This window comes from Mixta mediterraneensis (assembly GCF_030283135.1).
GTDB lineage: Bacteria > Pseudomonadota > Gammaproteobacteria > Enterobacterales > Enterobacteriaceae > Pantoea > Pantoea mediterraneensis.
The window spans coordinates 203467-216981 of the sequence record NZ_JASUAZ010000002.1 but is presented as its reverse complement, the minus strand read 5'-3'; the positions used below and the strand labels follow the sequence as shown (position 1 = coordinate 216981).

Sequence of the window (13515 nt, the reverse complement as noted above, 5' to 3'; positions counted from 1 at the left end):
TGCGCCCGTAGATGCACACAGTATATTTGAAAAAGAACGCTAAGGGAAAGTGGTTGCGGGGGCCGGATTTGAACCGACGACCTTCGGGTTATGAGCCCGACGAGCTACCAGGCTGCTCCACCCCGCGTCCGAAAACGTGGCGAATATTACGCCGAACAAGCATAGAATGCAAGTAATACTAAGATTTGGTACCGAGGACGGGACTTGAACCCGTAAGCCCAATCGGGCACTACCACCTCAAGGTAGCGTGTCTACCAATTCCACCACCTCGGCACTTTTCAGACCGCAACGTGAATCAGTTGCGTCGCAAGCATTGACGAATTATTTTGGAATATCGTTACCCGGCGTTGCCGGTTGCGCTGGCTGTTCAGTCTGCTGAGACTGCGCTGGCGCTGAAAGGTTTTCCCACTCGCTTCCTTTCGAAGTTTTATTGCTGTTCAGGTTACCGAGAACCAGGCTGATGATGAAGAACAATGCCGCCAGGATGCCAGTCATGCGGGTCATAAAGTTACCTGAACCCGTAGAACCAAACAGCGTGCCGGATGCGCCTGCACCGAATGAGGCTCCCATATCAGCGCCTTTGCCTTGCTGCAGCATGATCAAACCCACAAGGGCGATAGCCACAATAAGGAAAACAACTAAAAGAGCTTCGTACATATTCAACCTGTTCCTTGCACGATAATCGCACAGTTAAAGCTTCAACCAGTATTGATGGGGTATCTCGTCATCGCCCATCAGAAGCGGGTGTGAATACTAACCAAAGGCGCAAACCTCTGCAAGTGCAATTTACGCCACGCACGCCGTTTGCGGAAAAAAGCGCCATCCCGGTGATTTTACAGGCGGTTCGATAAGCAGAACCGCCTGTCATCCGCTTAAATGTACTAGCTCAGACCTGATCTGACAGTTACCGGTTATTTATACAGGTGTCTGTCAGATTAAATCTGGTTCAGATTCTTTTCTGCCCAGACCCGTTTTCCATCAAGTAACGTGGCCATTGGCGTACGCCCGCAGCACATTTTCCCCTGATGAGTTCGCTCATTATTGTAATGCCACAACCAGTTGTCCAGATCCATTTGCAGGCTCTCCAGGTCTGCATATAGCTTCTTGCGGAACGTAACCTGATAAAACTCCTGCAAAATGGTTTTATGGAAGCGCTCGCAGATACCGTTCGTCTGCGGGGACATCGCTTTCGTTTTCGTATGGTCGATATCGTTGATGGCCAGATACAGCTGATAATCATGTTGCTCTACTTTACCGCAGTACTCTGTGCCCCTGTCGGTCAGTATTCTCAGCATCGGCAGCCCCTGAGCCTCATAGAACGGCAGTACCCGATCATTAAGCAGGTCGGCTGCAGTGATCGGCGTTTTACTCGTATACAGCTTGCAGTGAGCCATTTTCGAGTACGTATCCACGAACGTCTGCTGGTAGATGCGGCCAACGCCTTTCAGATTCCCAACGTAGAAGGTGTCCTGCGACCCCAGATAACCCGGGTGAGCCGTTTCGATTTCACCGCAGGCTTCGTCATCGTGCACCTTCTTCTCCAGTGCGGCGATTTGAGCATCGGTAAGCACAATGCCTTCTCTGGCGACCTTTTCCGTAAGCGCCTTCAGCCGCTTACGGAAGTTCTCCAGGTCATGTCGTTGCCAGATGGAGCGCACGCCGCTGCCGGAGATAAACACGCCTTTTTTACGCAGCTCATTACTGGTCCGGTGCTGACCGTGGGCCGGGAACTCAACGGCGTACTCAACAACCGCCCGTTCAGTGGCTTCATCGGCCCGATTCTTCAGGTTGGGTACCCGACGGTTTTGATTAACCAGCGCGTCAATGCCGCCTTCTTCAGCTAGCTCCTGGTAGCGGTAGAATGTGTCGCGTGACACCCCCATGATTTTACAGGCTTTTGATACGTTACCGAGTTCTTCGGCCAGATTGAGCAGGCCGGCTTTGTGTTTGATGATGGGATTGTTAGTATGAAGCATGAGAGTTACCTCGTGTTTTGTATAAGGATTAGACACCCATATCAAAACCGGTAACTCTCAACCTTTCAAGGTCCAGTGTCAGATCAAGTCGCGACTAATACAGCTTAAATAGCCTTCACCTGGTCAGCGATGCGATTAGCTAACTCAGTGACCTGCGACTCATTTTCACCTTCAACCATGACACGAATCAGCGGTTCAGTACCTGATTTACGTAACAAAACGCGGCCACGACCTGCCAGCGTTTTTTCAACTTCCGCAGTGACTTCTTTTACTGATTCGCTTTGTAGGGGATCGTGTTCGCCCGAAAAACGTACATTCACCAGCACCTGTGGCAGCATTTTCATACCGCTACACAAATCATGCAGGCTCATATGATTACGCACCATTGCAGTGAGCACTTGCAAACTTGCCACAATACCGTCCCCGGTGGTGGTCTTATCCAGCAAAATAACGTGGCCGGAGTTTTCTGCTCCCAGCCGCCAGCCTTTTTCCTGCATTTTTTCCAGGACGTAGCGGTCGCCAACTTTTGCCCTGATAAAGGGGATACCAAGCTGCTTAAGTGCCAGCTCCAGCCCCATATTACTCATCAGAGTGCCTACGACGCCGCCGCGCAGTTGGCCCTGACGCAATCCTTCACGCGCGATGATGTAGAGGATTTGGTCGCCATCCACTTTTGCGCCCAGATGATCAACCATCATGATGCGGTCGCCATCACCGTCATAGGCTAAACCGATATCCGCTTTTTCAGCGAGTACGCGCTGCTGAAGCGTTTTCAGATCGGTTGCGCCGCATTCTTTGTTGATATTCATCCCATCGGGTTGTGTCGCGATAGCGATGACGGTCGCGCCTAATTCACGCAGTACATTCGGGGCGATGTGATAAGTGGCACCATTTGCGCAATCCACCACAATTTTCAGGCCATTGAGGTTTAACTCGCTCGGGAACGTACCTTTGCAAAATTCAATGTAGCGTCCGGCTGCATCGACGATGCGGCTGGCGCGTCCCAGTGCAGCAGACTCCACACAGGTGATTGGCTTTTCCATTTCCAGTTCAATCGCTTCTTCCACCTCATCGGGCAATTTTGTGCCTTCGGAAGAGAAAAACTTGATGCCGTTATCGTCAAAAGGATTATGCGATGCAGAAATAACGATACCGGCCTCAGCGCGAAAGGTGCGCGTCAGGTAGGCAATGGCTGGCGTCGGCATCGGGCCAGTAAAGGCTGCGGATAAGCCCGCTGCCGCCAGACCTGCTTCTAACGCCGATTCCAGCATATAACCAGAAATACGGGTATCCTTGCCGATAATGATTTTTTTTGAGCCGTGACGTGCCAGAACTTTGCCCGCCGCCCAGCCCAGCTTCAGTACAAAGTCAGGCGTGATCGGCGTTTCTCCCACCTTGCCGCGAATACCATCTGTACCGAAATATTTACGATTGCTCATATCTGCTTATCCTTTTACTCTCCGTGTCGCTTCGACTACGCGCATCGCCTCGACCGTTTCTTTAACATCATGTACGCGAATGATTTGTGTGCCTTGCATTGCGGCAATGACTGCGCAAGTCAGGCTACCGGTTAAGCGTTGCGCGGGTCCGACATTCAATAACTGGCCAATCATCGATTTCCGCGACATACCGACTAGCAGCGGCAGACCAAAATGGTGGAAGTCGCTAAGATGTGCCAGTAATTCATAGTTGTGGCTGAGATTTTTACCGAAACCAAAGCCTGGGTCGAGCAGCAGATTCTCTTTTTTGATACCCGCCGCTTCACAGCGTGCGATCTGGTTAGCGAAGTAAGCGTCCACTTCGCTTACAATATGGTGATATTCCGGTGCCTGCTGCATGGTACGTGGTTCTCCCTGCATATGCATCAGACAAACAGGCAAGCCAGTAGCGGCAGCGGCTTCAAGCGCACCCGGTTCAGTCAACGATCGAATATCATTAATGATGTGAGCGCCTACTCGTGCTGATTCGCGAATCACTTCCGCTTTTGAGGTATCCACTGAAATCCATACTTCAAAGCGCTGCGCGATGGCTTCCACCACCGGGATAACGCGCTCCAGCTCTTCCTCAACACTGACTTCATCGGCTCCAGGCCGCGTTGATTCTCCGCCGACATCAATAATGGTTGCGCCCGCATTCACCATTTCATTGGTATGTGTCAGTGCATCAACCAGGGCGTTATGTTTACCGCCATCAGAAAAGGAATCCGGCGTGACGTTCAAAATACCCATCACATGGGGAAAGGATAAATCGAGATGGGAATCACGAGCGAACAGCTTCATGGCGAAAAACTCCTTATGTATCAATTTCAGGATGTAAAAAACCCCGGACCAGCCGGGGTTTTATTTAACGAAGTCACGTCTTATTTGTCGAGCTGCTCTGACATGGTATTACCAGGGTTAGGCGTGCGCGGTTCATCAACCGGACGTGGCGCCTTTGGCGTACCGCTGTTGTCAGAATTGTTACTGCCCGGATCTTCCCAGCCTGCTGGCGGGCGAACTTCACGACGCGCCATCAGATCATCAATCTGCGGTGCATCAATGGTTTCATACTTCATCAGCGCGTCTTTCATCGCATGAAGGATATCCATATTTTCACCCAGAATCTGACGAGCACGCTGGTAGTTACTGTCGATCAGATGCTTAACTTCCTGATCGATAATACGCGCCGTTTCATCAGACATGTGTTTCGCTTTGGCAACTGAACGGCCGAGGAACATTTCACCATCTTCTTCCGCATACAGCAGCGGGCCTAGCTTTTCAGAAAAGCCCCACTGAGTGACCATATTACGCGCCAGGTTAGTCGCAACTTTAATGTCATTCGACGCGCCAGTCGAAACATGTTCAGCCCCGTAGATGATCTCTTCTGCCAAACGACCGCCATACAGCGTGGAGATCTGGCTTTCCAGTTTCTGGCGGCTGGCGCTGATAGCATCGCCTTCCGGCAGGAAGAAAGTCACACCTAATGCCCGACCGCGTGGAATAATTGTCACTTTGTGAACCGGATCGTGTTCTGGTACCAGTCGGCCAATAATGGCATGGCCGGCTTCGTGGTACGCGGTCGATTCTTTCTGCGATTCAGTCATCACCATGGAGCGGCGTTCTGCACCCATCATGATCTTGTCTTTCGCTTTCTCGAACTCAACCATGGATACAACACGTTTATTAGAACGGGCAGCAAACAATGCCGCTTCATTCACCAGGTTCGCGAGATCCGCACCAGAGAAGCCTGGCGTACCACGCGCAATGATCGCAGCATCAATATCGGTTGCCAACGGTACGCGACGCATATGCACTTTCAGAATCTGCTCACGTCCACGTACGTCTGGCAAGCCAACCACAACCTGACGGTCAAAGCGGCCTGGACGCAGCAGCGCGGGGTCAAGCACATCAGGACGGTTAGTTGCCGCGATAACGATAATACCTTCGTTACCTTCGAAACCATCCATTTCAACCAGCATCTGGTTTAACGTCTGCTCACGTTCGTCGTGACCACCGCCTAAACCGGCGCCACGCTGACGGCCCACCGCATCGATTTCATCGATAAAAATGATACAAGGCGCGGCTTTCTTCGCTTGTTCGAACATATCACGCACACGTGATGCGCCCACACCGACGAACATTTCGACGAAATCAGAACCAGAGATAGTAAAGAAAGGCACTTTTGCTTCACCGGCGATTGCTTTCGCCAGCAGGGTTTTACCGGTACCTGGCGGCCCCACCATCAGCACGCCTTTCGGAATTTTACCACCCAGTTTTTGGAAGCGGCTCGGCTCGCGCAGGTATTCAACCAGCTCGCCAACTTCTTCCTTCGCTTCGTCACACCCTGCAACGTCCGCAAACGTGGTTTTAATCTGGTCTTCCGTCAACATACGGGCTTTGCTCTTGCCGAAGGACATTGCGCCCTTGCCGCCGCCGCCCTGCATTTGCCGCATAAAGAAGATCCATACGCCAATCAGCAGCAGCATCGGGAACCATGAAATGAAGATGGAAGCCAACAGGCTTGGTTCTTCAGGCGGTTCGCCAACCACTTTGACGTTTTTGGTCAAGAGGTTATCGAGCAACTTGGGATCATTGACAGGAATGTAAGTGGTGTATTTATTACTGTCTTTTTTGATTACGTTAATTTCACGCCCGTTAATACGTGCCTCGCGGACCTGATCCTGGTTCACTTCCGACAGGAAGGTTGAATAATCAACCCTTCGGCCATTCGACTCGCTGGGCCCAAAGCTCTGGAATACAGACATCAGCACGACCGCGATGACTAACCAGAGAATCAGGTTTTTCGCCATGTCACTCAAGGGATTAACCTCATATTACAACGGTGTTAACAGATAGCGTAGGGTACTATATATCCTTCATACATGGAATCGCAGCGATCCAGCCTGCTTCTCCAGCAATTGGGTTATAGTTTGCGCCCAGTCGCCACAATATACACTTCACGCGAACGTGAACGTGAAGCGTCCGGCTTCCGAATTTTCACTTTCGTAAAAAGGGAGCGAATTTCCCGTAGGTATTCATCGAAGCCATCTCCCTGAAACACTTTAACTACAAAGCTACCGCCGGAGGCCAGAATATCCCGACTCATTTCCAACGCCAGCTCCACTAAATACATCGACCGGGGAATATCTACGGCAGGTGTACCACTCATATTCGGCGCCATATCAGACATGACAACCTGGACTTTTTGGTCGCCAACGCGCTCAAGCAGCGCCTTGATGACCGATTCTTCACGAAAATCGCCCTGAAGGAAATCAACACCTACGATCGGATCCATCGGTAGAATATCACAAGCGATAACCCGACCTTTTGCACCTATCTGCTGTACAGCATATTGCGACCAGCCGCCGGGTGCAGCGCCCAGATCTACCACGGTCATACCGGGTTTGAAAAGCTTGTCACCCTGCTGTATTTCCTCAAGTTTAAACCAGGCGCGCGAGCGCAACCCTTTTTTCTGTGCCTGAAGCACATATTTATCGCTAAAGTGTTCCTGGAGCCAGCGACTGGAACTGGCTGAACGCTTTTTACCCGTCATAATTTTTCCAACTAAATCGTCATCGTAGCGATAAACCTGCACGCAATGGGTTGCGTCGATTTGGCGATATACCCGAGATGGCGGTAGAATGAACCGTTTTCAATCCCTGAGTAAGTAAAAAAATACGATGAATCTAAGTACCAAACAAAAACAGCACCTGAAAGGTCTTGCCCATCCGCTTAAGCCGGTCGTAATGATCGGTGGAAACGGCCTGACCGAAGGCGTGCTGGCCGAGATCGAATACGCCCTGGGGCATCACGAATTGATTAAGGTGAAAATCGCCTCGGAAGATCGTGAAACCAGGCAGCTGATCGTTGAGGCCATCGTGCGTGAAACCGGCGCCAACAATGTCCAGGTGATCGGCAAAACGCTGGTGCTGTATCGCCCTTCTAAAGAGAGCAAAATTTCTCTGCCACGTTAACCGGGCAAAGAAAGTGCCATGCTCTCACAGTGGGTAAAAGGCCGCAGCGCGGCCTTTTTCCTTTCTTTACATTGTGCTTCAAGGCATTTCAAAGCGTAGCAATAACTTAAAGGTATTCCACCTTTAGGATCTCATATTCCACATCGCCGCCCGGTGTTTTGATGATGGCCACTTCATCAACTTCTTTACCTACCAACCCGCGCGCCATAGGAGAATTCACCGAAATCAGATTTTGTTTAAAATCCGCTTCGTCGTCACCCACGATGCGATAAGTCGACTCTTCGTCGGTATCAAGGTTCAATACGCTAACCGTCGCACCAAAAATGACGCGCCCGGTTTTTGGCATTTGCGTCACATCGATAATCTGTGCATTGGAGAGTTTGGCTTCAATCTCCTGAATGCGGCCTTCACAAAAACCCTGCTCTTCACGCGCAGCATGATACTCCGCATTCTCTTTTAAATCGCCATGCTCGCGGGCTTCAGCGATAGAGGCAATAATGCGCGGACGCTTCACGGTTTTCAGCTCGTTCAGCTCTTCGCGCAACCTTTCAGCGCCTCTTAACGTCATCGGAATCTGATTCATTTAAGCTCCTCGTCTTCTTTCCTGTTTAACGGTGTCATCCTGACCGGTGACTGCAGAAAAAAGCGTTCTGCGGCGCGTTACCCCGTTTTGCAAATAAAAGAATCCTGGCCCAGAAAAGGTTCCGGGCCAGAAAAAGGTTTTGCAATTTGATACTCATTTTAACCCAGAGTTCCCTGCGGGTCATCGTTTACTTTCCACCGCCCAGGGACGTAGTATTGACGGCCTCATATGCCAGTTACCGCGAGATTATGCGATTTTTACGACTTGTTACCGGATTAACCTGTGCATTTATGCTGCAGGCCCAGGCCGCCCCCGTAGATGAATACATGAAGGTCCTGCCCGACGGCGCTAATTTAGCGCTGCTGGTGCAGAAGGTGGGCGCATCCGCCCCGCTCATTGATTATCACGGCAAGCAGATGGCGCTGCCCGCCAGTACGATGAAAGTGATCACCGCACTGGCGGCATTACTGGAACTGGGAGGAGATTACCGCTTTCAAACCACGTTTGAAACGAAAGGCGCGCTGGTTGATGGCACGCTGAACGGTGATTTGGTGGCACGCTTTGCAGGGGATCCAACCCTGAGCCGTCAGGATCTGCGCAATATGGTCGCCGCGTTAAAAAAGCAGGGCGTGACGCACATTAAAGGCAACCTGGTGATCGACACCTCGGTATTTGCCAGTCATGACATGGCGCCAGGCTGGCCATGGAATGACCTTACCCAATGCTTTAGCGCCCCGCCAGGAGCGGCAATAGTAGATAAAAACTGTTTCTCGGTTTCACTGTATAGCGCCGATACGCCAGGGGAAAACGCCTTTGTCCGTATAGCCTCTTACTATCCGGCGCATATGTTAAGCCAGGTGCGTACCATTGGTCGTAACAGCGGCGAGGGGCAGTACTGCGAACTGGATGTCGTGCCGGGCGAGTTAAACCGCTACACCTTAACCGGCTGTATGCGTCAGCGCGCCGAACCCTTGCCCCTGGCCTTCGCCGTTCAGGATGGTGCCGCCTGGGCGGGAGAGATCTTAAAATCTGAACTTCAGGCAGCAGACATCGATTACAGCGGCCATTTAGTGCGCCAGACGCAAGCCACCCCACCCGCCACGGTGCTGGCGTCAACGCAGTCTGCGCCACTGCATACGCTGTTACATAAAATGTTGAAGAAATCAGATAATATGATCGCCGACACCGTGTTCCGTACGATTGGTCATCATTACTTCAACGTGCCCGGTACTTTCCGTGCAGGTTCAGATGCGGTACGCCGCATTCTGAAACAGAAAGCGGATATTGATATGGGCAACAGTATCCAGGTTGATGGTTCCGGCTTATCGCGCCACGATTTGGTTTCGCCGGACACCATGATGCAGGCGCTGCAATACATTGCTAAAAACGACAGCACGCTGGATTATATTTCGATGCTGCCGCTGGCGGGTTATGACGGTACGTTGCAATATCGTGGCGGGTTGCATGAAGCCGGGCTGGATGGCAAGGTTTCGGCAAAAACCGGTTCGCTGCAGGGCGTGTATAACCTGGCGGGCTTTATGACGACGTCAAGCGGGGCGCGGGTCGCTTTCGTTCAGTTCTTATCGGGTTACGCGGTTCCACCGGAAGATCAGCGACAACGGCGCATTCCGCTGGTACGTTTCGAAAGCAGGCTTTATAGCGATATAAATAAGAATAATTGAGTGAAATAAAAATAACGCAGCGGACTTGTTAGCCGCTGCGTTTTTTATTGCTGGTTAGAAGTGCGTATTCACACTCATGTAGTACGTTCGTCCCGCGTCGTTATAAGTGTTGGCACCTGCGCCATACATATACGCCCCGGTGGTTGCGTTACCGGTCGTCTGCGCATTGCCTTCGCGGAAATGGCGCTTATCGAACAGATTATCAATACCGACCGTAACGCTGGCGTATTTATTAATGTCATAGGTTCCACTCATACCCACGACAGAGTAAGGACTAACTTCGTCTTTTTCGCTGCCGGTGACCGCTTCCCCTTTGTAGTTATATTTTTTCGGCGTCTGTGTGCCGTACCACGTCAGCGTCGTTTGCAGCGACAGATCCTGCGTTGCCTGCCAGCTCAGTGAAGAGTTCAGCGTATATTCCGGGATAATCGACAAACGATCGCCGGTTTCCTTGTTCTTACTCTGCAGCATGTAGGTGATGTTATTGTTCCATTTCACCGTATCGGAGAAAGGAATATTCAACGTGCCTTCCAGGCCCTCAACCACCGCTTTCGGTACGTTTTCCCACTTATAGACATCGGTAGTGCCAGTGCTCGACGTCCCTTCAGGCAAATAACCTGCTTCGATTTTGTTGCGATAGTCGTTACGGAACCAGGTGACACCAGCCTGATAGCCTTCGTGTTTCCACTCCAGCCCAATTTCTTTGTTAATACTGGTTTCGGCTTTCAGGTCGTCGTTACCTATCAGGTAGCAGGCCCCTGCGCTGGCGGCACATCCCTGACCGCGGCTATAAAGCACGTAGTTAGGGTTGGTTTGATACAGGCTGGGCGCTTTATAAGCGCGCGCTATACCGAGCTTCAGCGTAAAGTCGTCGCCTAAACCTTGCGACAGGTTCAGCGACGGACTCCAGTTATTGCCGACAATCGAGTGATGATCAAAGCGCAACGCTGGCGTCAGCATGGTGCTGTCGGTGACTTCCATGTTGTCTTCTGCAAACAGCGAAAAGATTTCAGCCTGTGAATAAGGACTACGCGTGCCGCTGGTTAAGCCTTCAATATTGCCACCCGCCAGTGACTGGCTATTTGAAGAGCTGTCCTTCATACGCTGCTGGTTCCATTCCGTGCCGATGGTCGCGGTTTGATTGAACACCAGCTCAAACGGCACGCTCACTTCGCTGTGCAGCAGAACATCATCCAGCTGGATAGTCGTGAATCCATCATCAGAGAAGATGCCTTCCGTTCCACCCGCCAGGCCTTCATTCATGCGTGAGTTACGGGTGTTTTCATACTGCGCATAAGTGCGGGTGCTGATACCGTTATCCCATGCGCCTGTCCAGGTCACCGCAAAGTTTTGACGATACAAACGGTTAGTCTCATCACCATATTTGCTCTGCACTAATGCGCTGGTGTTGGTGTTCTGGGTATCGCCGGCATACAGATTGCCCTGACGGCTGTAACCCGCTTCAAACTCCAGGGCCTGCATCGGTGCAAAAGCCCAGCGCAGCAGCGCATTAATATCTTTATTGATTACCCCTTCCCGGCCCGCCGGCACGGTTGTGGCATACGTTCCGGTGCGCAGCGACTGATGCCCTTCATTAATGAATCGCGCATCAGCCTGCGTTTTCGCTAATCCGCCATACAAGCGAAAGCTGAAGTCATCACCCAGTGGGCCTGACAAGCTGAAATTGGTGCGTTTGGTTGAGCCCTCTTCCTTGTGCTCTGGCGCGTTAAAATAGGTATTCCATGAACCGTGCCATTCGTTGGTATCTTTCTTCGTGATGATATTTACCACCCCGCCCGCAGCGCCATTACCGTAACGCGCCGCCGCCGGTCCACGTATAACTTCTATACGGTCGATCATTTCCGGTGGTACCCAACTGGTATCCCCCCGCGTATCACGCTCGCCACGCCAGCCAAGGCGCACCGAATTGCGGCTGGTCACCGGCAGACCATCTATCAGAATCAGGGTATTTTCCGGTCCCATACCGCGAATATCAATTTGACGGTTGTTACCACGCTGGCCGCTGGTCGAATTTCCGGTGAGGTTTACCCCCGGCATGGTGCGAATGATTTCAGAGACATCACGTGCTGGTGGACGTTTTTTGATTTCGTCAGAAGTAATAGTAGAAACGCCTGGTGCCTGCAGCGTTTGTTCTGCTGCGTTAACTACCATGGTTCCACCGTCAGCCTCAACGGTGTCAGTTGTATCGCTGGAATTTGTTGATTCGGTCGTTGTTTCCGTGGCGGTTGCTGCGGGAATAAAAGACGCGGCCAGACCGATTTCAAGCAGAATGGCTAATGAAAGCCGTGATAATTTTTTCATTTTATTTGTTCCTGGATTGCCAGCAGCGTTATAACCACTGGCGCGCCGGTGAAAGGTGATTTACCTTGCCTGCTACGCATTCCAGATCTGACCGGGCCGTCCTGTGGAGAACATCGTCTCTTTATTAAAGCCGATGCGGTAGACGGAACGCGCGCGCTCCCCAAAGAGCGGAAACACCCTATTGCAAATGCAAATAATTATCAATAGTATTATTTATAACATTCTTGCCAGTAACAATGCGCAGTAATCGGCTGATGGTATGTATGACGTGGTTAAATGAAATGACCGGTAGTGAAGGCTGGTGGCAGGAACAACAACAGCGCGGTATCCCCTTCATTGAGTCCCATGAAACCGGTGATTGTCAGGTCACGTTCTTTTGGCGCGACCCGCACGGCACCCAGTCTCAGTCAGCAATACTACGCGTCTGGATCAATATCACTGGCGTGACAGATCATCATCAGTCAGCCGCTCCTGTCTCTTTAGCCCGCGTACCTGATACCGATGTCTGGTTCTGGCAAACCCTTTTGCCCGCCACCTGGCGTGGCAGCTATTGCCTGATGCCCGACGCACAGCCCGTTGCCTTTCAGGGTCAGCCCGATATGCAAACGCTGCGTAACTGGTGGCGCGATAAATTCCCTACCGCGCAAAGCGATCCACTCAATCGTTTACGCAGCTGGTCTGGCGGACGCGGGATGAGCGTCTCTCCGCTGCATCTGCCGCAGTCGCCTAATCAGGATGTCTGGCGCGCGACTGATGAAGGCAAGGCGCCGATGCTGCCGTTGCAGCATTACATCTGGCGCAGCGAACGCTTAGGCAATCAGCGCTCAATATGGATTTACACCACCCACGATGCCCAGCCGGAAAATCGCCCGCTCGCGCTGCTGCTGGACGGACAGTTCTGGGCCAATACGATGCCCATCGCCGGGCCGTTACAGCAGCTCACCGACGCGGGCGAACTGCCACCTGCGGTCTATGTGATGATTGACATCATCGATCGTGAGCACCGCACCCGTGAACTGACCTGTAATCCCGATTTCTGGCTGGCGATTCAGGAAGAGCTGCTACCACAAGTCCAGCAATGGGCCGCGCATCGTCGCGACGCAGTTAATACCGTCGTCGCAGGACAAAGCTTTGGTGGATTGTCATCGGTCTATGCGACGTTGCGTTGGCCTGACACCTTTGGCGCAGCGGTCAGCTTATCGGGCTCTTTCTGGTGGCCCGAGCGTGTCAATGCCAACGGCTGGCTACCGCAACAGTTACAACAAGGTTTACTGGCCGCCGCGCCGCGCCGCTTTTATCTTGAAGCGGGCAAGCGCGAGCGCCTGATACTGGCGGCGAATCAACAACTTCAAAAAGACCTGATTTCTGCCGGACATCAGGTTAATTATCATCCGGTCGAAGGCGGCCACGACGCGCTTTGCTGGCGCGGCGGCCTGCTGAACGGACTGAAAGCAATGTGGCAATACCTGTAATTCGCTTATCTCGCTCGCCTTTTACGAG

General features: G+C 52.0%; 11 protein-coding genes and 2 tRNA genes. 3 read left to right on the top strand and 10 right to left on the bottom strand.

Features of this window, described 5'->3' with window-relative positions:
• Nucleotides 1–50: 50 nt before the first annotated feature.
• The 8 genes from QRY16_RS02800 to rlmE form a co-directional block, all read right to left on the bottom strand.
• A tRNA-Met gene (locus QRY16_RS02800) sits at nucleotides 51–127 on the bottom strand.
• Between the two features lie 59 nt (nucleotides 128–186).
• Nucleotides 187–273, bottom strand: a tRNA-Leu gene (locus QRY16_RS02795).
• Between the two features lie 48 nt (nucleotides 274–321).
• Nucleotides 322–657 carry a preprotein translocase subunit SecG gene (gene secG, locus QRY16_RS02790; RefSeq protein ID WP_193405183.1) on the bottom strand — a complete coding sequence of 112 codons (336 nt, stop codon included), beginning with the start codon at nucleotides 655–657 and terminating at the stop codon, nucleotides 322–324.
• A gap of 278 nt (nucleotides 658–935) precedes the next feature.
• Nucleotides 936–1976 (bottom strand): IS481 family transposase, encoded by a 1041-nt coding sequence (locus QRY16_RS02785; protein ID WP_193403339.1) that lies wholly within the window; start codon nucleotides 1974–1976, stop codon nucleotides 936–938.
• Between the two features lie 104 nt (nucleotides 1977–2080).
• Entirely contained in the window at nucleotides 2081–3415 is a 1335-nt protein-coding gene (glmM, locus tag QRY16_RS02780) for a phosphoglucosamine mutase (RefSeq protein WP_289775560.1), read from the bottom strand.
• A gap of 6 nt (nucleotides 3416–3421) precedes the next feature.
• The gene (gene folP, locus QRY16_RS02775) at nucleotides 3422–4255 is read right to left on the bottom strand and encodes a dihydropteroate synthase (RefSeq protein ID WP_193405185.1); all 834 of its coding nucleotides are present in this window, start codon (nucleotides 4253–4255) and stop codon (nucleotides 3422–3424) included.
• Nucleotides 4256–4335: 80 nt separating this feature from the next.
• The gene (gene ftsH, locus QRY16_RS02770) at nucleotides 4336–6264 is read right to left on the bottom strand and encodes an ATP-dependent zinc metalloprotease FtsH (RefSeq protein ID WP_289775559.1); all 1929 of its coding nucleotides are present in this window, start codon (nucleotides 6262–6264) and stop codon (nucleotides 4336–4338) included.
• 113 nt (nucleotides 6265–6377) lie between these two features.
• Nucleotides 6378–7007 (bottom strand): 23S rRNA (uridine(2552)-2'-O)-methyltransferase RlmE, encoded by a 630-nt coding sequence (gene rlmE, locus QRY16_RS02765; protein WP_193405265.1) that lies wholly within the window; start codon nucleotides 7005–7007, stop codon nucleotides 6378–6380.
• A gap of 127 nt (nucleotides 7008–7134) precedes the next feature.
• Between rlmE and yhbY the strand changes: the two genes are divergently transcribed.
• Entirely contained in the window at nucleotides 7135–7428 is a 294-nt protein-coding gene (yhbY, locus tag QRY16_RS02760) for a ribosome assembly RNA-binding protein YhbY (protein ID WP_289775558.1), read from the top strand.
• A 106-nt stretch (nucleotides 7429–7534) separates the two neighbouring features.
• Here the strand turns inward: yhbY and greA are convergent, their stop codons facing one another.
• The gene (greA, locus tag QRY16_RS02755; RefSeq protein WP_289775557.1) at nucleotides 7535–8011 is read right to left on the bottom strand and encodes a transcription elongation factor GreA; all 477 of its coding nucleotides are present in this window, start codon (nucleotides 8009–8011) and stop codon (nucleotides 7535–7537) included.
• Between the two features lie 248 nt (nucleotides 8012–8259).
• On the opposite strand from greA, the gene dacB reads away from it, so the two are divergent.
• Complete coding sequence (gene dacB / locus QRY16_RS02750) at nucleotides 8260–9693, top strand: serine-type D-Ala-D-Ala carboxypeptidase (protein WP_289775606.1); 1434 nt, start codon at nucleotides 8260–8262, stop codon at nucleotides 9691–9693.
• 54 nt (nucleotides 9694–9747) lie between these two features.
• Here the strand turns inward: dacB and QRY16_RS02745 are convergent, their stop codons facing one another.
• Nucleotides 9748–12015: a TonB-dependent siderophore receptor gene (locus QRY16_RS02745; RefSeq protein ID WP_289775556.1), complete on the bottom strand. Its 2268-nt coding sequence runs from the start codon at nucleotides 12013–12015 to the stop codon at nucleotides 9748–9750.
• A 254-nt stretch (nucleotides 12016–12269) separates the two neighbouring features.
• Between QRY16_RS02745 and fes the strand changes: the two genes are divergently transcribed.
• Nucleotides 12270–13487: an enterochelin esterase gene (fes, locus tag QRY16_RS02740; RefSeq protein WP_289775605.1), complete on the top strand. Its 1218-nt coding sequence runs from the start codon at nucleotides 12270–12272 to the stop codon at nucleotides 13485–13487.
• The last annotated feature ends 28 nt before the right edge of the window (nucleotides 13488–13515 follow it).